The sequence below is a fragment of the uncultured Nonlabens sp. genome, assembly GCF_947495285.1.
In the GTDB taxonomy this organism is placed as follows: Bacteria; Bacteroidota; Bacteroidia; order Flavobacteriales; family Flavobacteriaceae; genus Nonlabens.
This window is the reverse complement of sequence record NZ_CANLXZ010000002.1, coordinates 127,128-152,396: the sequence shown is the minus strand read 5'-3', so window position 1 is coordinate 152,396 and position 25,269 is coordinate 127,128. Positions and strand designations below refer to the sequence as shown.

General features: G+C 36.3%; 27 protein-coding genes and 5 tRNA genes. 6 read left to right on the top strand and 26 right to left on the bottom strand.

Translation table 11 applies throughout. The features are described from left to right. Positions 1-93 precede the first annotated feature (93 nt). The 24 genes from rplL to Q0838_RS01410 all read right to left on the bottom strand — a co-directional run bounded on the left by rplL (position 94) and on the right by Q0838_RS01410 (position 16,986). On the bottom strand, positions 94-468 hold the full coding sequence (rplL, locus tag Q0838_RS01525; RefSeq protein ID WP_298950473.1) for a 50S ribosomal protein L7/L12: 375 nt from the start codon (positions 466-468) through the stop codon (positions 94-96). A gap of 53 nt (positions 469-521) precedes the next feature. Beyond that, entirely contained in the window at positions 522-1,037 is a 516-nt protein-coding gene (gene rplJ, locus Q0838_RS01520; protein WP_298950471.1) for a 50S ribosomal protein L10, read from the bottom strand. Positions 1,038-1,048: 11 nt separating this feature from the next. Continuing rightward, positions 1,049-1,747 (bottom strand): 50S ribosomal protein L1, encoded by a 699-nt coding sequence (gene rplA, locus Q0838_RS01515; protein WP_298950469.1) that lies wholly within the window; start codon positions 1,745-1,747, stop codon positions 1,049-1,051. A gap of 11 nt (positions 1,748-1,758) precedes the next feature. After that, the gene (rplK, locus tag Q0838_RS01510) at positions 1,759-2,199 is read right to left on the bottom strand and encodes a 50S ribosomal protein L11 (RefSeq protein WP_298950468.1); all 441 of its coding nucleotides are present in this window, start codon (positions 2,197-2,199) and stop codon (positions 1,759-1,761) included. A gap of 70 nt (positions 2,200-2,269) precedes the next feature. Then, positions 2,270-2,824: a transcription termination/antitermination protein NusG gene (nusG, locus tag Q0838_RS01505; protein ID WP_298950466.1), complete on the bottom strand. Its 555-nt coding sequence runs from the start codon at positions 2,822-2,824 to the stop codon at positions 2,270-2,272. A gap of 8 nt (positions 2,825-2,832) precedes the next feature. Further along, a complete protein-coding gene (secE, locus tag Q0838_RS01500; RefSeq protein ID WP_298950464.1) occupies positions 2,833-3,063 on the bottom strand; it encodes a preprotein translocase subunit SecE in 231 nt (76 codons plus the stop codon). Between the two features lie 39 nt (positions 3,064-3,102). Then, positions 3,103-3,175, bottom strand: a tRNA-Trp gene (locus Q0838_RS01495). Between the two features lie 104 nt (positions 3,176-3,279). Next, a complete protein-coding gene (gene tuf / locus Q0838_RS01490) occupies positions 3,280-4,467 on the bottom strand; it encodes an elongation factor Tu (protein WP_298950462.1) in 1,188 nt (395 codons plus the stop codon). 115 nt (positions 4,468-4,582) lie between these two features. Beyond that, positions 4,583-4,654 (bottom strand) — tRNA-Thr (locus Q0838_RS01485). 68 nt (positions 4,655-4,722) lie between these two features. Beyond that, positions 4,723-4,795, bottom strand: a tRNA-Gly gene (locus Q0838_RS01480). A gap of 63 nt (positions 4,796-4,858) precedes the next feature. After that, positions 4,859-4,939: transfer RNA gene (locus Q0838_RS01475), tRNA-Tyr, on the bottom strand. Positions 4,940-4,972: 33 nt separating this feature from the next. Beyond that, positions 4,973-5,046, bottom strand: a tRNA-Thr gene (locus Q0838_RS01470). A 108-nt stretch (positions 5,047-5,154) separates the two neighbouring features. Further along, positions 5,155-5,454 carry a ribosome-associated translation inhibitor RaiA gene (raiA, locus tag Q0838_RS01465; RefSeq protein WP_104514680.1) on the bottom strand — a complete coding sequence of 100 codons (300 nt, stop codon included), beginning with the start codon at positions 5,452-5,454 and terminating at the stop codon, positions 5,155-5,157. A 21-nt stretch (positions 5,455-5,475) separates the two neighbouring features. Beyond that, positions 5,476-6,360 (bottom strand): tyrosine-type recombinase/integrase, encoded by an 885-nt coding sequence (locus Q0838_RS01460; protein ID WP_298950458.1) that lies wholly within the window; start codon positions 6,358-6,360, stop codon positions 5,476-5,478. A 68-nt stretch (positions 6,361-6,428) separates the two neighbouring features. Beyond that, entirely contained in the window at positions 6,429-6,623 is a 195-nt protein-coding gene (gene rpsU / locus Q0838_RS01455) for a 30S ribosomal protein S21 (RefSeq protein WP_104514678.1), read from the bottom strand. 119 nt (positions 6,624-6,742) lie between these two features. Beyond that, a complete protein-coding gene (locus Q0838_RS01450) occupies positions 6,743-7,912 on the bottom strand; it encodes an acyl-CoA dehydrogenase family protein (RefSeq protein WP_298950452.1) in 1,170 nt (389 codons plus the stop codon). 78 nt (positions 7,913-7,990) lie between these two features. After that, positions 7,991-8,854 carry a helix-hairpin-helix domain-containing protein gene (locus Q0838_RS01445; RefSeq protein ID WP_298950450.1) on the bottom strand — a complete coding sequence of 288 codons (864 nt, stop codon included), beginning with the start codon at positions 8,852-8,854 and terminating at the stop codon, positions 7,991-7,993. A gap of 12 nt (positions 8,855-8,866) precedes the next feature. After that, on the bottom strand, positions 8,867-10,657 hold the full coding sequence (locus Q0838_RS01440; protein WP_298950448.1) for a sodium:alanine symporter family protein: 1,791 nt from the start codon (positions 10,655-10,657) through the stop codon (positions 8,867-8,869). Positions 10,658-10,737: 80 nt separating this feature from the next. Further along, the gene (locus Q0838_RS01435) at positions 10,738-11,748 is read right to left on the bottom strand and encodes an NAD-binding protein (RefSeq protein WP_366941999.1); all 1,011 of its coding nucleotides are present in this window, start codon (positions 11,746-11,748) and stop codon (positions 10,738-10,740) included. Positions 11,749-11,762: 14 nt separating this feature from the next. Then, positions 11,763-11,990 (bottom strand): PspC domain-containing protein, encoded by a 228-nt coding sequence (locus tag Q0838_RS01430; RefSeq protein ID WP_298950447.1) that lies wholly within the window; start codon positions 11,988-11,990, stop codon positions 11,763-11,765. A gap of 62 nt (positions 11,991-12,052) precedes the next feature. Beyond that, the gene (locus Q0838_RS01425; protein WP_298950445.1) at positions 12,053-13,321 is read right to left on the bottom strand and encodes a DUF2851 family protein; all 1,269 of its coding nucleotides are present in this window, start codon (positions 13,319-13,321) and stop codon (positions 12,053-12,055) included. A 107-nt stretch (positions 13,322-13,428) separates the two neighbouring features. Next, positions 13,429-14,445 carry a PLP-dependent cysteine synthase family protein gene (locus Q0838_RS01420; RefSeq protein WP_298950444.1) on the bottom strand — a complete coding sequence of 339 codons (1,017 nt, stop codon included), beginning with the start codon at positions 14,443-14,445 and terminating at the stop codon, positions 13,429-13,431. Positions 14,446-14,596: 151 nt separating this feature from the next. Further along, on the bottom strand, positions 14,597-15,679 hold the full coding sequence (locus Q0838_RS01415) for an amidohydrolase family protein (protein WP_298950442.1): 1,083 nt from the start codon (positions 15,677-15,679) through the stop codon (positions 14,597-14,599). 521 nt (positions 15,680-16,200) lie between these two features. Next, entirely contained in the window at positions 16,201-16,986 is a 786-nt protein-coding gene (locus tag Q0838_RS01410) for an SDR family oxidoreductase (RefSeq protein ID WP_298950440.1), read from the bottom strand. 170 nt (positions 16,987-17,156) lie between these two features. On the opposite strand from Q0838_RS01410, the gene map reads away from it, so the two are divergent. The 3 genes from map to Q0838_RS01395 all read left to right on the top strand — a co-directional run bounded on the left by map (position 17,157) and on the right by Q0838_RS01395 (position 19,334). Continuing rightward, entirely contained in the window at positions 17,157-17,966 is an 810-nt protein-coding gene (map, locus tag Q0838_RS01405) for a type I methionyl aminopeptidase (protein ID WP_298950439.1), read from the top strand. A 72-nt stretch (positions 17,967-18,038) separates the two neighbouring features. Next, positions 18,039-18,509, top strand: a complete 471-nt coding sequence (locus Q0838_RS01400) for a hypothetical protein (protein WP_298950437.1) — start codon at positions 18,039-18,041, stop codon at positions 18,507-18,509. Positions 18,510-18,569: 60 nt separating this feature from the next. Then, positions 18,570-19,334: a class I SAM-dependent methyltransferase gene (locus Q0838_RS01395; RefSeq protein WP_298950435.1), complete on the top strand. Its 765-nt coding sequence runs from the start codon at positions 18,570-18,572 to the stop codon at positions 19,332-19,334. A gap of 57 nt (positions 19,335-19,391) precedes the next feature. Here the strand turns inward: Q0838_RS01395 and Q0838_RS01390 are convergent, their stop codons facing one another. Together Q0838_RS01390 and Q0838_RS01385 are read right to left on the bottom strand one after the other, a co-directional pair. Beyond that, complete coding sequence (locus Q0838_RS01390; RefSeq protein WP_298950433.1) at positions 19,392-20,441, bottom strand: FAD:protein FMN transferase; 1,050 nt, start codon at positions 20,439-20,441, stop codon at positions 19,392-19,394. After that, positions 20,438-20,800, bottom strand: a complete 363-nt coding sequence (locus Q0838_RS01385; RefSeq protein WP_298950431.1) for a Na(+)-translocating NADH-quinone reductase subunit F — start codon at positions 20,798-20,800, stop codon at positions 20,438-20,440. The genes Q0838_RS01390 and Q0838_RS01385 overlap by 4 nt, the downstream gene beginning before the upstream one ends. A gap of 144 nt (positions 20,801-20,944) precedes the next feature. Between Q0838_RS01385 and Q0838_RS01380 the strand changes: the two genes are divergently transcribed. The 3 genes from Q0838_RS01380 (at position 20,945) to Q0838_RS01370 (ending at position 25,202) form a co-directional block, all read left to right on the top strand. Next, complete coding sequence (locus tag Q0838_RS01380) at positions 20,945-22,390, top strand: aldehyde dehydrogenase (protein ID WP_298950429.1); 1,446 nt, start codon at positions 20,945-20,947, stop codon at positions 22,388-22,390. Between the two features lie 1,050 nt (positions 22,391-23,440). Continuing rightward, positions 23,441-23,995: a transposase gene (locus Q0838_RS01375; RefSeq protein ID WP_298950428.1), complete on the top strand. Its 555-nt coding sequence runs from the start codon at positions 23,441-23,443 to the stop codon at positions 23,993-23,995. 1 nt (position 23,996) lies between these two features. Then, positions 23,997-25,202, top strand: a complete 1,206-nt coding sequence (locus Q0838_RS01370) for an NAD(P)/FAD-dependent oxidoreductase (RefSeq protein ID WP_298950490.1) — start codon at positions 23,997-23,999, stop codon at positions 25,200-25,202. Positions 25,203-25,269: the final 67 nt, after the last annotated feature.

Here is a 25,269-nt window from a genome sequence, read left to right as displayed (position 1 = left end):
GTTATCGACGACGTCTCATCTTTATACGCAAAATGGTTTAGTCCTGTGAGCGATGCTCACAGGTCTAAACCTATAATGTTTTGGTAAGAAGAATTACTTCAACTCAACCTCTGCTCCTGCTTCTTCAAGCTGAGCTTTAAGTGCTTCTGCTTCATCTTTAGAAACACCTTCCTTGATCGGAGATGGCGCGCTATCAACTAAACCTTTTGCATCTTTTAATCCAGCACCTGTAAGTTCTTTTACAAGTTTAACAACAGCTAGTTTAGCACCACCTGCCGCTTTAAGGATTACATCAAATTCTGTTTGCTCATCAGCAGCATCAGCGCCACCTGCAGCTGGACCTGCCATAGCAACTGCTGCTGCTGCTGGCTCAATACCATATTCATCCTTAAGGATGTCTGCTAATTCGTTTACTTCTTTTACAGTTAAGTTAACTAACTGTTCAGCGAAATCTTTTAAATCTGCCATGTCTATCGTTTTAATAAAATTTATAAATAATTAAGTGCGTACTAATTTGTGATCTATCTTTCAGATAGAGTTTTAAGTATTCCTGCAATTTTTCCACCACCAGATTGAAGTGCTGAAATAACATTCTTAGCAGGACTTTGAAGAAGACCAATAATCTCTCCAATCATTTCTTCCTTAGATTTGATATTACTTAATGTACTAAGCATATCGTCTCCAACATAAACTGCCTCCTCGATGTAAGCACCTTTAAGCACAGGCTTATCAGACTTCTTACGGAAAGTTTCAATTACCTTAGCAGGGCTATTTGCAACCTCTGATAACATAATTGCTGTATTACCTTTTAACAATTCAGGCAACTCAGCAAAATCCTTATCTGATGCTTCCATAGCTTTAGAAAGAAGAGTATTCTTTACTACTGCCACTTTAACGTTAGCTTTAAAACAAGCTCTACGTAAGTTTGATGTATCTAATGCATTTAACCCAGATATGTCTGCTAAATAAATAGTTGAATTTTCAGCTAATGTAGCAGTCAAATCTTGTATAACATTTGCTTTTTGTTCTCTTGTCATGATCTAGATTTTTAGTCGTCTGCAAAACGTTTAGCGTCTATCTCAATACTAGGACTCATCGTACTAGACATAAAGATACTTTTAATATAAATACCCTTAGACGTTGTTGGTTTTAATTTAACTAGTGTGTTAATTAATTCTTTAGCGTTCCCTTCAATTTTAGCAGCATCAAACGACGCTTTTCCAATTGAGGCATGAATAATACCAGTTTTATCAACTTTAAAGTCGATCTTACCAGCCTTTACTTCAGAAACAGCTTTTGCAACATCCATTGTAACCGTACCAGTTTTAGGATTAGGCATTAAACCTCTTGGCCCTAAAACACGACCCAAAGGTCCTAATTTACCCATTACACTAGGCATTGTTATAATTACATCAACATCAGTCCAACCACCTTTAATTTTATTAAGGTATTCATCTAATCCAACATAATCAGCTCCAGCCTCAGTAGCTTCAGCTTCTTTATCTGGTGTTACTAACGCTAAAACTTTAACATCTTTACCAGTACCATGAGGAAGTGTCACCACACCTCTAACCATTTGGTTAGCTTTACGAGGGTCTACATTTAATCTCACAGCTAGATCTACAGATGCGTCAAACTTTGTAGTCGTAACATCCTTTACTAATTTAGCAGCTTCAGCAACAGAATAAGCTTGCGACTTATCCACCTTTTGAAGGCTTACTTTTTGATTTTTTGTCAATTTTGCCATTGTTACAAGTTTTAAGCAGGTGCGTTTCCACCCTTAACGTTCACACCCATTGATCTTGCAGTACCAGCAACCATTCTCATAGCGCTGTCTACTGTAAATGCATTGAGGTCTGGCATCTTATCTTCAGCAATCAAACGAATTTGATCCCATGTGATAGTTCCAACTTTCTTACGATTAGGTTCTCCACTACCGCCTTTCAGCTTTACTGCTTCAAGGATTTGAACTGCTGCTGGAGGAGTTTTGATAACAAAGTCAAAGGACTTATCCTTATAAACAGTTATCGCAACCGGTAAAACTTTACCTGCTTTATCTTGGGTTCTAGCATTAAACTGCTTACAGAACTCCATGATATTAACACCAGCCGCACCAAGTGCAGGTCCTACAGGAGGAGATGGGTTTGCTGCGCCACCCTTAACTTGTAGTTTTACAACCTTAGATACTTCTTTAGCCATTTCTAATTAATTTCACTATTTTGATAATAATAAAGTGGAAGCCTTATTTACTACCTATAAATTGTAACATTTATATTTTCTCTACTTGCATATAGCTAAGTTCTAGTGGCGTTTTACGACCAAAAATCTTAACCATAACTTCTAGTTTACGTTTCTCCTCATTTACCTTTTCAATAGTTCCATTGAAGCCATTGAAAGGACCATCTACCACCTTCACAGTTTCACCAGCTTTATAAGGTATAGCCACATTATCTGTTTGCTCTGCTAATTCATCTACCTTACCTAACATTCTATTTATCTCAGAACGTCTTAACGGCACAGGATCTCCACCCTTGGTTTCACCCAAGAAACCTATCACTCCATTAACAGACTTAATAATATGCGGAACCTCACCCTCTAATCTAGCCTGTACCATGATATAACCAGGAAAATAAACTCTTTCTTTATTATATTTCTTACCATTCCTTATTTGAACAACCTTTTCAGTAGGAACTAAAATTTGTTTTAAATAATCACCTAGGTTATGATGAGCAATCTCAGATTCAATATATTCTTTAATCTTATTTTCTTGGCCGCTTACTGAACGTACGACATACCATTTCATCAAATCTTTCTCTTCTGACATATCAAAAATTAGTTTGACTTAACCCAATAAAAATAATTTTCAATCGCTGAGCTAAATACCCAATCAATCCCAGAAACAATAAGTGCAAAAACAATTGAAAATACAGCGACCGTAATTGTAAACTTTTGTGTTTCAGCCCAAGTAGGCCAAGTAACAAAATTAGTTAACTCATTATAAGACTCTTTTACATATGTTATCAAACTCATAATTGTACTGTTGTAAACGTTAACTGTCTTCATAGCAACACTATGAAAATGGAGTAAACTTTATTAAAAATGCACGGGCTGAGAGACTCGAACTCACGACACCTGGTTTTGGAGACCAGTGCTCTACCAACTGAGCTAAGCCCGCAAACAATCACGCTAATTGCATGATTTATATTGCCTTCCTTCATTACAAAGGAAAAGTATCCTATCTAGGATATAGATAGGATACTTATAATATCAAAATAGAAATTAATCTAAAATTTCAGTTACCTGACCAGCTCCAACAGTTCTACCACCCTCACGGATTGCAAAACGAAGACCTAAGTTCAAAGCGATAGGTTGAATAAGATCAACTGTAATAGTTAAGTTATCACCAGGCATAACCATTTCAACTCCATCAGGAAGAGCAATGTTACCAGTCACATCAGTAGTACGTACATAAAACTGTGGACGATAGTTATTATGGAATGGAGTGTGACGTCCACCTTCTTCTTTCTTAAGGATATAAACCTCTGCCCTAAATTTAGCATGAGGAGTTACAGATCCAGGCTTAGTAATAACCATACCACGAGAGATCATAGACTTCTCAATACCTCTTAGTAAGATACCAGCGTTATCTCCAGCCTCACCTCTATCAAGGATCTGACGAAACATTTCAATACCAGTAATAGTAGAAGTTAACTTTTCAGCACCCATACCGATTATCTCTACAGGATCTCCGGTGTTAGCTACACCAGTCTCTATACGACCAGTTGCAACAGTACCACGACCAGTAATAGAAAACACATCTTCTATAGGCATTAGGAAAGGCTTATCCATATCACGTACAGGCTCTTCTATCCACGCATCAACAGCTGCCATTAATTCTAATACTGTATCTACCCACTTTTGCTCACCATTAAGTGCACCAAGTGCAGAACCAGATACAACAGGACCATTATCACCATCATATTCATAGAAGCTTAAAAGATCACGTACCTCCATATCAACTAATTCAAGAAGCTCTTCATCATCCACCATATCCACTTTATTAAGGAATACAACGATACGAGGAATACCTACCTGACGACCAAGAAGGATGTGCTCACGTGTCTGAGGCATAGGACCATCAGTTGCAGCAACAACAAGGATTGCACCGTCCATTTGAGCAGCACCAGTAACCATGTTTTTCACATAATCGGCGTGACCAGGACAGTCAACGTGTGCATAGTGTCTATTTTCAGTCTGATACTCAACGTGAGAAGAGTTAATAGTAATACCACGTTCCTTTTCTTCAGGAGCGTTATCAATTTGGTCAAAACTTGTCGCATTAGAAAAACCAGCATCTGCAAGTACTTTAGTGATTGCAGCGGTAAGAGTAGTTTTACCGTGGTCAACGTGACCAATTGTCCCTACGTTAAGGTGAGGTTTCGAACGATCGTACGTTTCTTTAGCCATAACTTATAATCTTAGTTTATATTAGTGTTTCGTTTTATAAAGACAGACACGGAGCTAAAACCAAATCAGTCTATACTAGTAATGGCCTCTATTGAGACCTATTTTTATCTTACAGAGCCAATGACGAGATTTGAACTCGTGACCTCTTCCTTACCAAGGAAACGCTCTACCCCTGAGCTACACCGGCAAAACTCCTATATAAGGAATGGACAACTTGACTTTAAACTCAAATAAAAATAGAGTTTAATATTTTAGAGCGAGAGACCAGGTTCGAACTGGCGACATTCAGCTTGGAAGGCTGACGCTCTACCAACTGAGCTACTCTCGCATTTATTAGTTTTACAACTAAAAGGTATTCAATATTTCAAATTATCATTTCAGATAACAATAGTGGGGAGAGCAGGATTCGAACCTGCGAAGGTTTCCCAACGGAGTTACAGTCCGTCCTCGTTGGCCGCTTGAGTATCTCCCCTAAGAATCAATTAAGATTCACTATTTCAAAAAGAGCCGATGGAGGGACTCGAACCCACGACCTGCTGATTACAAATCAGCTGCTCTAGCCAGCTGAGCTACATCGGCTTTTGCACTTTTTTATCTCTAAAAAAGTTCGTTGTTTCTAACGGAGTGCAAATGTAAGTCTATTTTTTAATTACCCAAACTTTTTTTTGATTTTTTTTGATTTATTTCTCAATGTTCAGCTAATTTTTCTTTGCGCTTTTTCAATTGTCTCTCTAAAGACGCGGCACACTCGTCGATACACTGCTCAAAAGTTTTACATGTTTTTTTTACCACCATATCATCTCCTGGTACAAATATTCTAATTTCAGCTATCTTATTTTCTGGAGCTGACGTTTTCTGAACTTTTAAATATACATCTGCATTTATGATCTTATTATAGAATTGCTCTAGCTTATCTAATCTCTTTTGAGTAAAATCAATTAGTGAAGCATCTGCATCAAAATTTACTGCTTGCGTGTTTACCTTCATAATAAATAGGTTTTAAATTAATTATTTTTTTGATCTTGGATGAGCATTACCATAAACCCCTTTTAAAGTAACCATACTGCTATGAGTATAAATTTGAGTAGAAGAAAGACTCGTGTGTCCTAGTAATTCCTTCACAGCATTTAAATTTGCGCCATGATCTAACAAATGCGTCGCAAAAGTATGCCTTAAAACATGGGGGCTTATCTTTACCTTCAAAGATACCTTACTAAAATATGATTTTATAATGCGATAAACAAGACTTGGATAAACTTTAAATCCTCTAGATGTAACAAACAACTCATTAACACTAGCGCCTGCGACAACATCTCTTAGAGCTAAATACTTCTCTATGTGATTTTTAATAGAGCGCAATAAGGGTATTATGCGTTGCTTATCTCTTTTACCTATTACTTTAATCTGACCACGTATTAAGTCGACATCATGTATTTTTAAGTTAATCAACTCATCTCTTCTTATGCCCGTAGCATACAACAACTCGATCATGAGAAAATCTCGAGATTGCTCAAAATCTTGTTCATCATAAGGAGAGTCTAAAAGTTTTAACACTTCATTTGTAGAAAAAGGAACCTGTATCTTTTTTGTAATCTTAAGGCTTTTATATAAACTAGAGGGATCTACCATCAGCTCTCCTATTTTAAGAAGAAACTTGAAATAAGATTTTATAGCAGACATTTTACGATTAACAGTTCTATGCGAGTCTCCATTTTCTAACAAGTCAGTCACCCATTCTCTTATATCGCTATAAGCGACATCTACCATAGAAACCACCCCTTGCTCCTGTGTAAAGGATAGAAATAGGTTTAAATCTTTCTTATAAGCAGATACAGTATGAGAAGAATAATTCTTCTCATACTGTAAATACTCTATATATGATTCTATATGCATAAAAAAACCGCTAGTTGTAAATATATAGATTTACAACTAGCGGTATGCTATTCTAAAGAATAAATTCTCTAGATGTTCTCTGCGTCACGAAGTCCTTGAATGTAAGCTGCTTTAATGTTGCGAGCACGTTTTACAACAGACGGTTTATTAAACTGCTGTCTTCTACGTAGTTCACGCATCTTGCCTGTACGATCAAATTTTCTTTTGAAACGCTTCAGAGCTCTATCGATATTTTCTCCGTCTTTAACTGGTATTATTAACATAGTGTCATCACCTCCTTTCTTTGGGATCGCAAAAGTACATATTATTTTACAATCTCAAAGAACTTTATTTTATTAGATATTAATTTATTTTTTGCTTTCGCGAAAGCGTAACCACCGACCTACTTTGCTGCTGGTTTATAATCTTTCCCGTCTAACATCATTTTTGCAATAATCTCGCGCATAATCTCACTAGTCCCACCACCTATAGGACCTAGACGACTGTCTCGCCACATTCTAGCTAGTGGGTATTCCTCTATATAACCATATCCACCCAGATACTGAAGACATTTATAGATGACCTCGTCTGCGATTTTTGTAGAAACGAGTTTAGACATACTCGCCTCCTTTACAGGGTAAAGCCCTTTATCTAATTGCTCTGATATGGAGTAATTAAAGTTTTTTGCCATCTCTACCTCACTGAACATGTCTGCCATGCCGTGACGTAAAGACTGGAATTTATCAATCGTAGTACCGAATGCTGTACGCTCTTTCATGTATTGCGCTGTATATTCAAGAGCATACTCTGCTCTTGCATGAGAATTAATACCCATGATAAGACGCTCTAATGCAAAATGCTGCATAATATAAGGGAAGCCTTTTCCTTCTTCTCCCATAAGATTTGCAGCTGGAATACGCACATTATCAAAACCTATTTCTCCCGTATCACTTGCCCTCCATCCTAATTTATTAAGTTTAGTAGCACTAATACCAGGTGTCTCACGATCCATAACAAAAATAGAGATACCTCTACCCTTTGCATCTACATCAGTTTTTGCAGCTATGACTAAGTAGTCACTGTAAACACCGTTAGTAATAAATGTTTTAGAGCCGTTAATTATATAGTGATCACCATCCTTAACAGCTGTGGTTCTCATTCCTGCGACATCACTACCACCGAATGGCTCTGTAATACCTAAACATCCTATTTTCTCTCCTGTTAAAGTAGGAACGAGGTACTCCTGTTTTATACGCTCATCTCCTTCTTTAAGTAAGTGCTGTGCACCTAAAAAAGCTTGCACCCACATAGCTGCTGCAAAACCACCAGAGTTGATACGTTGCATTTCTTCTAAGAATATAACTGTATAAAAGAAGTCTAAATCTAGACCACCGTATTCTTCTGGATAGTATAGCCCGAAATAACCCATCTCTCCCATTTTCTGGAAAATCTCTCGATCTATCTTTCCTGTTTCTTCCCATCTATCGATATGGGGAACAGCCTCTTTATTAAGAAAGTCTCTAAAACTTAGTCTGAAGGCGTCGTGCTCTTCAGTGAAATATTTTGAATACATAAATAAGTACTATATGATTATAGAAAAACACTTAAAACATAATTTTAAATGCGATATTCTTAGTTAAAAATGAATATTTTAATCTAATGTCAAATATAGTTGAATTAACGTTAATTTTTCCTGTGGAAATCTAGATGTTAACATCACTTTATCCCAAGATTTAAATCCGTCGCGCAACGTTCTTTGTTCGATTAGTTTTTCAACTAGATAGTCGTCAAAATAAGGAATAGCTAACAACTGTGCCGCTGTAGCGGTGTTTAACGCTACTTTATTAAAACCTACTGGAGCAGTCACGTAAAAATGCTTCTTTAACTGTGTCATAGTAGAGTCGGTAAGACCATAAACTCCTCTAACCTGAGAGATGTCGATAAATCCATGAAGCCGCTCTCTTTCTTTAATGATTCTACCAGAGAGTGCAGGACCTATTCCATAGACCTTTTTAAGTTGATCTTGAGAGGCTAGATTAATATTCACAGCGACAACTTTGCGATCTTTAAAAGACACAAAGGGCTTATAAGTATTCTTTCTAGGGTTTGTAACCCATTCAGGAAATTTAAAATATGGCGATATACTATCTAACCATGTATCACTAACATGGGTCACTTTTTGAAATTCTTTCTTAGAGTTTATCCATTTTCCGCTTTCGCGAAAGCGGTGCAATCGATCTATCTCTTTTATACTAAGGCCTAATTTATAACCTCTATAATCAGTAATATAGTTAGGATTAAAAGGATAAATGGTATCTCTTCTACTTGTTTGGATTCTTCTTAATGAATCTACCTTGTGTTGATATAAAGAAACGTCATCTAGTACGAGTGGATCTGGCGGCAGGTTTCTAAAGTAGTAAAGACTTGCAACTACTACTATCGTTAAAATTAATAATACAAAAATCCCTCTTTGTTGATTTCTATCGAATGCAAAGAGGGATTTTATATTATTCAAAACAAATGTGTTTTATTTAGTCTGTGGTATTTCTCCTGATTTTACTTTAGCAAAATAAGTTTTGAGATCTTTTGCAACTCCACCTGACATCATATATAGACCTATAAGGTTAGGAATAGCTAATGTAAGGAACATCATATCTGCAAAATCTATTACCGCACCTAGTCCTATAGAAGCACCCAGTACTACCGTTAATAAAAATACAGCTTTAAAAATAATTTCTACAATTTTCTTGCTTCCAAAAATACTTTGTGCTGCTTTCACCCCATAGTAAGACCAGGTAAGAATAGTTGAGAAGGCAAATAAGAAAATAGCTATGGTAAGTAAATAGTCTGCTCCAGGAATAACCTTGGAAAATGCAACTGCTGTAAGAGCAGAACCTGTAGCTACTTCTCCCTCATAGGTACCTGTAAAAATAAGTACTAAGGCTGTAAGTGTGCAAACTACTACGGTATCAATAAATGGTTCTAATAGAGCTACGAAACCTTCGGCAACTGGGTGATTAGTTTTTGCTGCAGAGTGAGCAATAGATGCAGATCCTAGACCAGCCTCATTAGAGAAAGCCGCACGTTGAAATCCTAATACTAGAACACCTAAGAAACCACCGTACATAGCGTCTGCTTGAAAAGCGCCATCTATAATCAACCCAAATGCCTGTCCTACTTCTGTAATGTTTGCACCTACTACGATTACACACATAAGAATATAAAGTCCTGCCATAGAAGGGACCACTTTATCTGTAACCTTTGCTATTCCTTTAAGACCACCCACTATAACGATACCTACTAGAACCGCAATGACAACCCCTATGATAGTTTTTGCTGTTCCATCCACGCCCATAACACTTGCTAGTTGTGCAGTCGCCTGGTTAGCCTGAAACATTGATCCTGCTGCAAACGCTGCAAGCATAATAATAATCGCGTATATAAAGGAAAGACCTTTACCTAGGCCGCCTAGACCTTTTTCAGCAAAACCTTTTTTGAGGTATTCCATAGGTCCTCCAGAAATTGTTCCATCTTCTGCAACGGTTCTATACTTAACACCTAGAGTACATTCTATAAACTTAGAAGACATACCTAGTAGACCTGCGAGAATAATCCAGAAAGTAGCTCCTGGACCTCCTGTAGAAATAGCTACTGCTACACCGGCTATATTACCTAATCCTACTGTTCCAGAGACTGCTGTTGCAAGAGCCTGGAAGTGTGTAACCTCACCTTTGGCATCAGCCTCGTCATACTTACCTCTTACTAGTTTTAAAGAATGTTTTACACCTCTTATGTTTATAAAACCGAATCTAATAGTGAAGAATACAGCTCCTAAGATTAACCAGATTACCATAAACGGTAATTTAATAGTCTTTACAGTGCCATTAGGATTTAAAACTATATCACCATTAGCATCTTTTACTCGATTATCATAAAGTCCTAATGAGTAAAAAGGATCAAAGAAAAAATATTGATCCATGAAACCTACAATAGGTGCAAATGCTGAGCTCATCTTTTCAGGAATAGAAACTGCCGGTACTTCAAAAACGTGTTCACCGCTTAATCCAGAAGCATCTTCCACCCTTACGGCATATTCTTTACCTTCTTTTGCTTTATTAACGGTTTTTGTGGAAGTATCAATATTCTTTTCAGACCAATAATATTTGTATGGAGCCGTTCCTCCTTCTACGTTAATATCAATAACAGCGGTTTCTATCTCACTAGAATCATCGGTGATATGGTGAGATACTTTTAATTGAGAAAAACCTAATTGAGAAAAAAATGTGAAAATTATTAAACTAAGAAATAATTTATTCATGAAGTATAACTTTAGATACATTAAATGGTTAAGTCAGCAAGATGCACAAAAATCTTGCTTTTTGAAAGCTTTATAGCTATTTATGTTGTGTCATTATTAATTCTGTAGACTTTTTGAAGTCTTAATATCTGTTCTGTATTACCTACAACTATAATTTTAGAGCCTGGAACTAATTGCAGCTTAGGATCTGGATTTACAATATAATCTCCTTGTGGAGATTTATAACCTATTATCGTACAACCTGTCTGTTTTCTGAGATTAAGTTTAACAATGGAGCATTCTGTTATATCGTCAAACATTTGCTCAAAAGAAACCTGTTCTAGGTTAACACCATCACTACCTCCATAGCTTAATCTATCCCAAAACTCTATTAAATCAGGACTGACAATTAAAGAAGCCATGTGCTGCCCACCTATCGCGTCAGGTAATATTACGTTATTTGCACCTGCAAATTTTAATTTTTTGTACGATTTCTCTTCACTACCACGAGATATAATTTTAAGATCTTCATTTAATTGTCGTGCACTCAACACCACAAAAAGGTTATCTGCATCTTCTGGCAGGGCGGTAATTAAAGCAGAAGCTCTATCGATACCTGCCTTAGTAAGCACCTCATCATCATTTGCATTACCTCTTATAAAATTTAATTTATCTAGTGAACAGTCATCAATTACTTGCTGGTCTTTTTCTATGATGATAAATTCTCTATTATAATCCTGTAATTTCTGAACGGCTTGTTTTCCATTACGACCATACCCACAAATAATTATGTGATTCTTCATAGAATTTAAATGTTTATTTTTTCTTTTCTTACCCAGTTCTTCTAAACTGTTTGTAGACAGTAAATATTCAGTAATCACTGCAAGTGCATAACCTACACTAATTACACTGAAAAGAATAAAACCAGTGATAAACAACTTATCAGACGGAGAAGGCTCTTGCAACTCTCTATACCCTACAGTAGTTATCGTTATTACCGTCATATATAACGCATCTATCCAGGACAGATCCATCATTATCTTAAAGCCTATTACACCTACTGACAGCATAAAAAGCAATAAAACTAAAGCTATTTTTAATTTATTATGCAACCCTCATTATTTTTTTAAAGATCAAATACAGAACTACGTTTTGTGTAAATGAGGTCTTTAATTTTAAGCCAAAAGGCCATAATTAAATACACTGCAAAACCGACACCCAAAGTTGCAAAAGTGAAATAAATAAATGTAATGCGCACGCTACGTGCCTTCATCCCTAACCTATCTGCAACGCGAGAAGATACATAAAAGCCGTATTTCTCCATTAATGTGCGTATATAAGTAACTATTTTCATGATGTAAATTTAATCAATCGTAATCATAAATTTTAAAAGCTTTAAAAAATTAACGAGATTAGTTAATTTCTCAATAAACCCACGCCTATATCACAACTCAAACATTTATTAGGCTCACAGTAAGCAGATTTTAATTGCAACAAAGATTGTGTCTGTAAAGCACTATTTATTTTAAACAATTTCTTAAATCCTGAAACAATGGTATTTTTCTCAGCCTTCAACTCGTACATTAATTTAAGAAGTTCTTCAGTCTTATCTTTTCCTATAAACCTCGCTTGCATAAATTTAATAGGTACAATACAGTTTATGATTAATAGATCTATAAAATCTGCAGTAAGTATTTTCTCTCTCTCTTGTGTTTCCTTATCAAAAACATGATGACTGTCCCAATATCTAGCGGCTTTAACATCAAATAACGCATGAATCTCTGATCTACTTTGAGCAAGTAAAACCTCTCCAAAAAGCATAGGATTACGATGGTACAACATGGCCAGTTGTGAAATACGTACTGTAGGATAATTTGCTGGCCGCAGTCTAAAAAACTTCATAGGGGTTAAAGAAGGTTGTAGGGAATGTTTCGCTTTCGCGAAAGCGAACTCCTTAACTAAATCTTTATAATAAAAATCATTCTTCACCTCATCTAACAATCCTGACTGGCCTAATAGTACGGCTTCTAACTGAAATGCGTCCTTAGCAAGTTTGCGCACTACTGACTGCTCCATACTACTAGCTAGTTGTTCAAAAGCGTCTGCATTAGTTTTTGTACCAAAACTTCTTGCTAGTAGCTGAAAAAAAGCAGCTTCCCAATCGTTATTATTTTGAACAAGCATGTGCTTAATTCTGTCGGACTTGTATTCTAATCGTTCAAAAAAGAGCTTCTCTATCCATTGATCTCTGATAAATGGATCTATCATATCCCACTGGTTTTCACAATTAATAAATTGATTGTTTTTTACCGCAAAGAGTTTTCTATAAGATTGTACCAGTGATTCATGCACAAATTTAGAAACATCTAGAACTGGAATATGAACACCATCTCGCCTGGTAATCTCTGCATCGTGATTCCATACTACGTGTAAAATGACATTATCATATGCAGGGTCGTCATCATGACCATGGAGATACCAGTCACTTGCTTTTACATGCATTTCTACATTTCCTGCCCAGTCCTGACCATCTATCTCTACACGTCCATTAAAAAAGTCTGGTCCAGAAAAGAAATTATGTGTCCCTAGAGATTTTATCTTTATCTCCTTTCCATCTGTAGTCTTTAATGTCTGACCACTCAATTTCTTAAATTTCCAGAGGTAATGGATAAAATCTTCTTGCATGATGGTAAGGTAACAAATATTTAAAAATATGAAAACTGTTGTAAAGTAGAAAACCTCAAAATCAATTGATTTTGAGGCTTTTTCTTATTCGTCCTGATAAATAGCTGTTATTTATCATCTGGATGGTATGTACCATCTTCTTTTAACCAGCCTTTTTCTTTCATCCAGTTATCGTTGAAGAACTTACCGACATAACGGCTTCCATGATCATGAAAAAGAATTACAACTACATCGTCTTCAGTAAAACCTACTTCTTTATGAATTTGCTTTAAACCTTTAATAGCGGCACCAGCACTATTTCCTAAAAACATGCCTTCTTCCTTTGCAAGTCTTCTTGTGTAAACCGCAGCGTCCTTATCGGTTACTTTAGTAAATCCATCGATCACCTCAAAACGTACATTTAATGGTAAAATATCTTCACCTATACCTTCAGTTACATAAGAATGAATCTCATTTTCATCAAAAATTCCAGTTTCATGGTATTTTTTAAAAACCGAACCATAGGTGTCTATTCCCCAAATTTTAACATCTGGATTTTGTAGCTTTAAATAAGTTCCTACTCCAGAAATTGTTCCACCAGTTCCTACTCCTACAACAAAATGGGTGATCTTACCTTCAGTTTGTTTCCAGATTTCAGGACCTGTACTGTCGTAATGCGCTTTACAATTAGATGGATTATCATACTGGTTCACATACCAAGAGTTAGGTATTTCCTCGCTTAAACGCTTACTTGTAGAATAATAAGACTGTGGATCTTCTGGAGCTACATCTGTAGGGCATACGTACACTTCAGCACCTACAGCTCTAAGAATATCCATTTTCTCATTAGATTGCTTATCGCTTAAAACACAAATCAATTTGTAACCCTTCATAATGGCAGCAAGAGCAAGTCCCATTCCTGTATTACCACTAGTCCCTTCTATAATGGTACCGCCGGGCTTAAGGCGTCCATCAGCTTCAGCATCTTCTACCATTTTTAATCCCATTCTATCCTTAACAGAGTTTCCTGGGTTAAAAGTCTCATATTTTGCAAGTACTAATGCTGGAATATCTTCTACTAACTTGTTCATTTTTACAAGTGGTGTATTTCCTATAGTACCTAATATATTTTCTGCGTAATCCATGTGATGTATTTGTTCTGCAAAAATAGGATTTTAGAAGTGCCTAAATGAGAAATAAGTGTGAATCTGTATCATAAATATGAATCTGTGCAAAATGCATTTGGAAAATGCACTTGCACCTAAGCGGCACTAAAAGCAAACCATGGTACTATATTTAAGCTTTAAGACGATCATAAAACGTTTTTTTAGCAGCTTCATCACTTCCAAAAAGCCATCGCACCACGTGCTCGTCCCACATATCATCTGCCTGCTCTAGAGAAATTATATCACGCTCTATAGCTAGATCAATAATTTTTCCTGGATAAGAACTTTGTTTCTCACTATCCATCTCTCCCAGCGGATATGGATCGTCAAGACCGACGAGAACCTGTTTAGCACCTTGATTTTCTACTAGAAGTTTTAAGGAACCGGTATCGTGAACCAGTGTGTCAAAGAAAATATTAGGATGACCTACAGATTTTCTAGGGTGTGTTTTTCCTTCAAATAAATCTGGCCTACCGTCAAAACCTTGAATCCTACGTCCTAAATTCATTTGCGCTAGTTGTCCACCGTGTGCAAAACATATACGCATACCAGGATACTTAAACGCATAACCGTTAAGTGTAAGAAAATGATAGGCGTCTGCACACTGGGCTAGCATCCATATTAAATGAAAACGCCAAGACGTATTCTGCAATTTTATAAATTTCTCTCCATCATAAGGATGTATCTCTACTGCTAGATTAAGTTCACTAGCTAGCTCAAAAATAGGCTCATTTTCTTCATCAAAAATACATCGCCACTGCCCTATAGTATCCATATAGTGAGTAGGTAGACAGAGTAATTTCATTCCTAGAACTTTTACGCAACGCTCTATTTCCCATAGCGCTCCACGCACATAACCAGGGTGCACCACAAAACCACTTGTAAATTTTGAAGGATGGTCGTGTTGTATTTTTGCATTAAAATCATTTTGGAAACGCAAAGCTTGTTTCATCTCTTCTAGACGCAAACCATTACCGTACAGCTGACTCAAATTTAAGATAACCGCATGGTCTAGTTTATACTTATCCATCCACTCTAACTTTTCATCTAGAAAGAAACTAGAATCAGTTACAGGACGTGACCAGCCTTTTTGCAACATATTCTTACGCTGACTATCTACCCAAAAAATCCCTTTCTCACGCATGAAGTCTGGAATTTGCTCTGGATAGGGTAATAAATGTGAGTGACCGTTAATGCGTAGTTTTTTGTTCATGGCTGTTTCATTGTATTAAATTATTTGGCTGTATGGATTTAAAATAAACAATTACTTATTTAATAATGATGTATCGTTATTATATTTAACTGTTGCTTTTTTTAAATCTAACCTATTTAAATAGACCTGCAACGGTAGAGGTGTTATCATCTATTAACTCTACTTCTTAAGGAGGTGCTAAGTGTAATTATTCAGATATTTAAGTAATAATTTTATCATCGTCTTCATTAGTAGAATCTACTTTTAAATCGTCACATAAATCAGCTTGTGGGGTTATCATGACCTCAGCTACTCGAGAATATTCTTGAATTGCTTCTTTTACTATTTGTATTTTACTTCTTTAAAAACCTCTTTTTAAAAAGAATCCATAAAAAACTTCCTAAGTAATTTTCATGTTTTTCCTTTGCTCTACAGCTTCGTCTGTAAAATCATTAAACACCTAGTCATTATTAAAAGATTTACGTTGCCTAAATACTATGGCTAGTACTGCTATTAAAACTTACTTGATACACAACTATGTTCTACAAACTCTTCGTCCTACCACCATCCACAGGTAAATTGATTCCATTAATATATCCTGCTTTGTCACTGGCTAGAAATGTAATCGCATTTGCTACTTCTTCTGGCGCAGCAAATCTTCTAGCTGGGACATAGCTTTTCATGATTTGGGCAGCTTGTTCTTCACTATGTCCCGCTCTTTTTGCTTTTCCTGCAATAATTTTATCAAGTCTGTCAGTTGCCGTAAATCCTGGCAATACATTATTAACTGTGATTCCATGTGGTCCTAATTCCGTAGCCAATGTTTTTGCCCAACTTGCTACCGCGCCACGTATCACGTTAGAAACTCCTAAGAACTCAATAGGTGCTTTAACACTAGTAGATATTACATTAATTACTCTACCATAAGCAGCTTCTTTCATTCCTGCCGCGCAGGCTTTGATCAGTACCTGGTTGCATTTTACATGCTGTGTAAAACCTCGTTCTAACGCGTCAACTTGTGCATCAATTAAGAAACCTGGTGTAGGACCGCCTGTATTGTTTACTATAATATGTATAGGGTTCGCTTTCGCGAAAGCAGAAACAACATCCTCCACTTCTTTAAAACTAGAAAAATCTGCAACAAGATAGGTATGATCGTCGCGCTGGGTTTTATCTAATTCGTTAAGAACTTTTTGTAATTTATTAGGATTGCGCGCTAGTAAAATTACTCGTGCACCTGCTTGTGCAAACTGTATTGCTGTTGCTCTTCCTATTCCGGTGCTGCTTCCACAAACCAGGGCAGTTTTGTCTTTTAAGTCGATATTCATACGGCTAAATTAAGGAAAACAAATAATAAAGCTGGAATAGATGCAATAACAATGTGGTAATCAAAAAGAATTGAGATCAACACTCAGAGATTGCACTCTACAGCGTAATGACAAAAGAACCGTTCCACTTTTGAAACTATAATTCCTACCTTTGCGACTTTACACAAATTATGATTGTAACAAAGAATAAAGAAGAGTTAGAAATCATGCGTCGCGCGGCGTTAATGGTAAGTAAAACCTTAGGTATGATTGCTGCTGAAATTAAACCTGGTGTTACCACGCTTAGGCTAGATACACTTGCAGAGCAATACATACGTGATAATGGTGCCATACCTGGTTTTAAAGGATTATATGATTGTCCTAGCACGTTACTTATTTCTCCTAATGAAGAAGTGGTACATGGTATACCTAAAGAAGTAGCTATTAAAGAAGGTGATGTTCTTTCTATAGACTGCGGTGCTATAGTAGACGGTTTTTATGGTGATCATGCGTACACCTTTACAGTAGGCGATGTTCCTCAAGAAACTCAGGACTTATTAGATCGTACTAAGAACTCCTTATATTTAGGTATAGACCAACTAAGAGTAGGAAAACGTGTAGGTGATGTAGGTTATGCGATACAGGAATATTGTGAATCCTTCGGTTATGGTGTAGTACGAGAACTGGTGGGTCATGGACTAGGTCGTGTAATGCATGAAGATCCTCAAATGCCTAATTACGGTAAACGTGGTCGTGGTAAAAAGTTTGTAGAAGGAATGACCGTTGCTATAGAACCTATGATTAACTTAGGAACAAAAGACATAAAACACTATCCTGACGGCTGGACTATTAAGACTAAAGATATGAAACCCAGCGCACATTTTGAACATGATGTTGCCATAGTAGATGGAGAACCTCGTTTACTAAGTACCTTTGATTACATTTATGAAGTTCTAGGAATTACTTCTAATGAAGAAGATCCTTATAGGTGGAAAGAGTAGTTTTAAAATGGGAGTAAACCTGTTTCTTTCAGGTTTAGGAATTAGACCGTTAATACATCAATCATTTAAACCGTGGGCTTTTTAAGTTTCTTTAAGGGTAAATCTAAAGTGAAATTAGAAGATGAATTCTTTGGGATATTGCAGCATGAAGTATTTAAAAAACCATCAGTTCACAATTCTTTTCATGGCAGTAGACTTTTCCAGAATAATTTAACTCATTTCATAATTGCTACTCAAGAAAATCTACCAACTAAAAAGCAAAAATTGTTTTTTGAGAAAATAGAATCAGAATATGAATCTATTAAAGATAATATTGTTATCCCATTTCTATTAGAAGAATACGATCCTGAATTCATGAAACCACTTACAGATGATTTTAACAATGATTTTAACAATGATTTTACACTAGAAACAATAATTATAAATGAAATAATGGGTTCTAAAAATGAATGGGAGTTATGTTATGATTCAAAAGAAGCACAACATTTAATCACTATTCATTTTAATGGAATGATACCGCAGTTCACAACAATGGATGGGTAAGATCATAACATTATCTCGATATTAAAAGCAGATTCCGCATAAGATGCGGGATGTTAACATATGAAACGCCTTTTTAAATTCTTTCTCAACCTTATCCCTAGACCTTGGCTTATTAGTGCAAGCTATTACGTGCGTCCGTTAATGGCATGGTGGTATCGTGGTGATCGATATGAAGACCCAATTGATGGAAAGACTTTTAAAAGTTTTTTACCTTATGGTTATGAAAGTGTGCGAGAGAATGTATTGTCTCCATCTACGCTTTCCTTAGAACGCCATAGATTATTATGGCTGTACTTAAAACACAAAACCGATTTACTTACTAGACCTCAAAAGTTATTACACTTTGCTCCAGAGCAATGTTTTTATAGATTATTTAAAGAAAGTAATACGATAGATTACACCACAACAGACCTCAACTCTCCACTAGCTGATGTACATGCAGATATCTGCAACCTACCATTTGCTGACCATGAGTTTGACTTCATACTTTGTAATCATGTTTTAGAACATATCCCAGATGATCAGACAGCGATGCAAGAAATCTACCGAGTTCTTAAACCTGGCGGTACAGCAATCCTGCAAATACCTTTAGAAAATGATCGAGAAGAAACCTTTGAAGACGACTCGATAACAGATCGTAAAGAACGTGCTCGCATTTTTGGACAGTACGATCACGTGCGCGTATACGGAATGGATTATTTTGAACGTCTAGATCACATAGGGTTTATAGTAGATGCTGTAGACTACACTAAAGAATTAGGCGCAAAACAAGTAGATCGCTATAGACTAGCACCTGGCGAGTTAATTCCTGTGGTAAAGAAGTAACCTCTCCTATTCTTTTCTCTAAGAGTAAAATTAATTCTACCCTTAGAGAAAAGAAAACTACTTACCAGCCTGCTTCACATAACTTTGAAAACCAGGCGTTACTTCAAAGCGTAGCAAGCCGTAACCATCAGTATACATTATAACTACCTCAAGGTCTTTTAAGTTTTTCAATAGTTCTCGAGACTTTTCTAGTGGCATGGCCATAAAAGCGGTTGCATATCCATCTGCTAGAGTGCAGTTGCTAGCTATCACATTTACTCCTAACACCTCACTAGGTTGCGCTTTACCTGTAATAGGGTTAACAGTATGGACAAATTCTTGTCCGCTTTCAGGATCTTTTTTAAACTTGCGATAGTTACCGCTACCAGCCATTGCTTTATTAGATAACTCTACCACGGTAACATAAACACGCTCGTCATGCTTTTGTTTAGGATCATCTATTCCTATAGACCATTTTCCATTACGTTGTAGATTCATCCCTTTTGTAACTACCTCACCTCCTACTTCTACTAGGTAATTTTCTATTCCTTTTTCATCTAGTAACCTAGCCATGTAATCGACTAGAGTTCCTTTGGCTATGGCATTGAATTCAAGGTACATTCCCTTCTGGTCAGACTTGATATAAAAAGAATCTTTAACCGTAGTAGGTACTATAGACATTTTATAAAAACCTACGTATTGTTTAAGACTATCTATTTCCTTTTGTGACGGTATAATATCTTGCTCTCCATTTGCCCCAAAACCATAGGCGTTAACCAGGTTCCCCACCGTAGGATCAAAGTATCCATCAGTCTTGCGATATACCTCTTGTGCCTGTTCAAAAACTTCTTTAAAAGGTTTACCTACTAGCACACTATCTTCTCCAGCATTAATTCTATTTATAAGAGAACCCTTTACCCAGGTGCTCATAGAATTATTAAACATGGTAATAATACTGTCTACATCTTTTTCAACATCCACCAGGTGGTCTGCAAATAATTTTATAGAATATGTAGTTCCTATCGCATTACCTACAAATTGTTGTGCATCTGGACGTGCGACTGTAACTTCTTTTTCTTTACAAGAAAAAAGCAATAATAAACACGATACTACTAAGACGTTTTTCATTTAATTTCTATTAAACCTGCATAATTTACCACATAATCATCTTGATGATGCACAGGCATTTCATAATTACGAGAGTTAGCCAGTCCTACACCAGCATAATAAGTTCTAGCTTTATACTTTTTAGCATGATCGCGCATCATATGAAGTAATTTCTCATCATAATGAACCGGATTTGCAGGATAAGTAACCGCACGTACCACAACAAAATGAAGAGATTTATCCTTCAAAGCCACAAACTGTGGATCTTTTTTAGGTTTAGAGTTGATAGATAAAAACTCATATCCCAATTCTTCCATTTCTTCCCCTACGATATTCATCGCCAGTTGGTGTAATTCCTGTTCTGATAGTGGTGTAAGCATTTTACAAAGATATAGTTCATAATGCGATTAATAGTTATTGTTATACCGCTTTCGCGAAAGCGGAACCACAAAAAACCTTTTCCATATCTTTAAACTCTAAATTTCTTTATCAAAGGATATTTAAAAAAACAATTAAGACACTACATGGATATTACCAACTTCATCAATAACGAAGAGCAAATTCCTTTATCAGGATTTTGGCTGGATAATTATGAACCTGCAAATGGAAAAATATATGGAGAGATTCCTAATTCAAATGAAGACGATGTAGAAAAGGCATACCAGGCAGCAAAAGCAGCTTTTCCATTATGGTCGAATACTACAATTGATGAGCGTTCTAAAATCATGTTGCGCATTGCAACCCTAATTGAAGAAAACATAGAGCAACTAGCCGCTGCAGAAAGTCGTGATAATGGAAAACCTTTATGGCTAGCAAAATCTGTGGACATACCGCGTGCGTCAGCTAACTTCAGGTTTTACGGTAATGCGATTACACAATACGCGAGCAAATCTTATGAAAGTGTAGGTAAGAACACCATAAATTATACACTGCGTAAACCTATAGGAGTCGTGGGTTGCATCTCTCCATGGAATTTACCCTTGTACTTATTCTCTTGGAAAATTGCGCCTGCAATTGCAGCAGGGAATTGTGTGGTTGCAAAACCTAGTGAAGTCACTCCTGCGACAGCTTACTTACTCGGCAGGATTGTAAAAAAAGCAGGATTACCAGCTGGTGTTTTAAATATAGTCCATGGAAATGGTGCCAGTTGCGGACAGGCCATAGTCGCACATCCACATATCAAGGCGATTAGTTTTACTGGCGGCACGACTACTGGAGCGCACATCGCAAGAATTGCTGCACCCATGTTTAAGAAACTGTCTCTAGAATTAGGCGGTAAGAATCCTAACCTCATCTTTGCCGACTGTGATTATGATAAAATGTTAGACACTACGGTACGATCTTCCTTTGTAAATCAAGGACAGATATGCCTTTGTGGTAGTCGTATTTTTGTACAACAAGAAATTTACGAGCGATTTAAAACAGATTTTATTAACCGTGTTAAGAAATTAACAGTAGGTCATCCAGAGCAATCTAGCACCAAAGTTGGTGCTGTGGTAAGTGCTAGTCATAGAGAGAAGATTGAGGAGTATCTCGATCTCGCAAAAACAGAACCTAAAAATTACACCATCTTAACTGGTGGTAATCGAGTAACTGTAGCAAACTTTGACGGCGGCTATTATCTAGAACCTACCGTTATAGAAGTAAATTCTAACGAGTGTAAACTGAACCAAGAAGAAATCTTTGGACCAGTGGTAACCATCATGCCATTTACTGACGAAGCGCACGCACTGAAACTCGCAAACGGCACTAAATATGGACTAAGCGCTACTCTATGGACTAACGATCTATCGCGATCCATGCGCATGACGCAAGAAATCGAGGCAGGAATAGTATGGGTGAACACCTGGTTAAATAGAGATTTGCGCACACCTTTTGGCGGTGTAAAAGACAGTGGGCTAGGTCGTGAAGGCGGTTTTGAAGCTTTAGACTTCTTTACAGAACCTAAAAATGTTTGTATTGAGTATTAACATCTCGAACTGATTTAGACTATGCCAACATATATAGTTGGCATGTCAAATCGTAACAACACCTAAAAAACTAATCGTAACCAACATGCCAAGTATTTCTCTTGGCATGTTTGGTGGTAATCGATAAAATCAAATACTATTCTCAAAACCAACATCCCGAACCGATTTAGACCATGCCAACGCAAATAGTTGGCATGTCAAATCGTAACCAACATGCAAAGTATTTTTCTTGGCATGTATGGTGGTAATCGATATAATCAAATACTATTCCCAAAACCAGCATCGAGAACCGATTTAGACCATGCCGACACATATAGTTAGCATGTCAAATCTTAACAAAATTGGAAACTACAAAAGCTAATCGTAACCAACATGCAAAGTATTTCTCTTGGCATGTTCAGTAGATAGCGATAAAATCAAATACTATTCTCAAAACCAGCATCGAGAACCGATTTAGACTATGCCAACGCAAATAGTTGGCATGTCAAATCTTAACAAAATTGGAAACTACAAAAGCTAATCGTAACCAACATGCAAAGTATTTTTCTTGGCATGTTTGGTGGTAATCGATATAATCAAATACATTATCAAAACCAACATCGCGAACTGATTTAGACTATGCCAACGCATATAGTTGGCATGTCAAATCTTAACAACACCTAAAAACCAAAACTAATCGTAACCAACATGCAAAGTATTTCTCTTGGCATGTTTGGTGGTAATCGATAAAATTAAATACATTCTCAAAACCAGCATCAAGACAAAACCAACATCGAGAACCGATTTAGACCATGCCAACACATATAGTTAGCATGTCAAATCTTAACCAACATGCAAAGTATTTTTCTTGGCATGTTTGGTGGTAATCGATAAAATCAAATACTATTCCCAAAACCAGCATCGAGAACCGATTTAGACCATGCCAACGCATATAGTTGGCATGTCAAATCTTAACAAAAATGGAAACTACAAAAGCAAATCATAACCAACATGCAAAGTATTTCTCTTGGCATGTTTGGTGGATATGAACTATCTAATTACCTTGTAAAAATGTACGATAAAATAGAACGCGATAAATATTACCACATCTTTAATCAAGCAAATGGTATGATCGACATTTTTAAAGAATCTCGTAATTACCCTTTTTTTATTGATAAAATGGAAAAACATCTAGCTCCAGTTTGTGATATACTTGCATTCTGTCTAATGAAAAATCATTTTCATATGGTTATTAAAACAAAAGATATTGAAGAGTCTCTAATCTCAAGAGCCTTTGCAAATTTATTTATCGGTTATGCAAAAGCATTTAATAAAACTTACAATCGATCTGGAAGTTTATTCAAAAAACCATTTAAAAGAAAACTCATAGAATCTGAAAGCTACCTAAAAAACGTAATCCTTTACGTTCATTGCAACCCTGTAAAAGACGGTTTTGTGGACAACATAATTTCATACCCATGGTCTTCTTATAATGAAATCCTAGACGACGCAATCACTTTCGTAGATCGTGAATTTGTATTAGAATTATTTGAAGATTCAAATAACTTTGTTGCTACGCATCAACATTATCAATCGAACGTTTCTTTTTCACCAACTTTTGAATAAATTGAACAATAACTACAACACTATAATCATAGGAGGCGGAGCAGCTGGATTTTTTACAGCAATCAATCTGGCAGAGCAATCTCAAAATCATAAAATTGCTATTTTAGAACGTGGTAAAGATGTACTTCAAAAAGTACGCATCTCTGGCGGTGGAAGATGTAATGTCACTCACGCACAGTTTGAACCTAAACCACTATCACGCAACTACCCACGTGGCGAGAAGGAATTACTAGGACCATTTCATAGTTTTATGACTGGAGACACGATAAGTTGGTTTGAAGACCGCGGCGTAGAATTAAAAATAGAAGAAGATGGCCGTATGTTTCCTGTTTCAAATTCTTCACAAACGATTATTGATTGCTTTATCTCGCTTGCGCGAAAACATAAAATCGACATACTTACCAGTCAGAATGTAGCCTCTATAGAGAAAACAGAAAACTGGATGTTAAAGACCAAAACAGACTCCTTTACTAGTAACCATCTAGTAGTGGCTGCTGGAAGTAGTCCCAAGGTCTGGCAAATGATGAGTAAACTAGACCACACAATAGTCAACGCTGTGCCTTCTCTATTTACTTTTAATATAGTAGACAAACAGATAACAGAACTTGCAGGTGTTGCTATAGAGGCTAGTGTCTCTATACCTAGTTTGAAATTAGAATCTCAAGGGCCTTTATTAATTACGCATTGGGGTTTTTCTGGACCTGCCATTTTAAAAATGAGCGCTTGGGGTGCAAGAAAACTGCATGAAACCGATTATAAATTTGACCTAGTCATTAATTGGTTAAATTATGTATCCCATCAAGAATGTTTAGAAACACTTTTTGAAAGAAGAAAAAACTCTAAAAAACAAGTAGGTAACGAGTGGTTATTTGATCTTCCTAAACGATTATGGAAACATCTAGTAAGTAGCATATCTCTCACAGAAAAAAACTGGGCAGATTGTTCTAATGTAGATCTAGAAAACTTGGCGACACTTTTAACTGCAAGCTCTTTTTCTATTAATGGAAAAAGCACTTTTAAAGATGAATTTGTTACCGCAGGTGGAGTTGACTTAAAAGAAATCAACTTTAAAAACTTTTCTTCTAAGAAACAAGAAAACCTCTATCTAGCTGGAGAAGTCTTAAACATAGATGCCATAACTGGCGGATTTAATTTTCAAAATGCATGGACCGGCGGCTGGATGATTGCTAGGGCGATTAGTAAATAGATATCAATTAACAGGTATTAAATTCATAGAGTCATAATATTAAAAACAAATTACTCGTTCTAAAAGT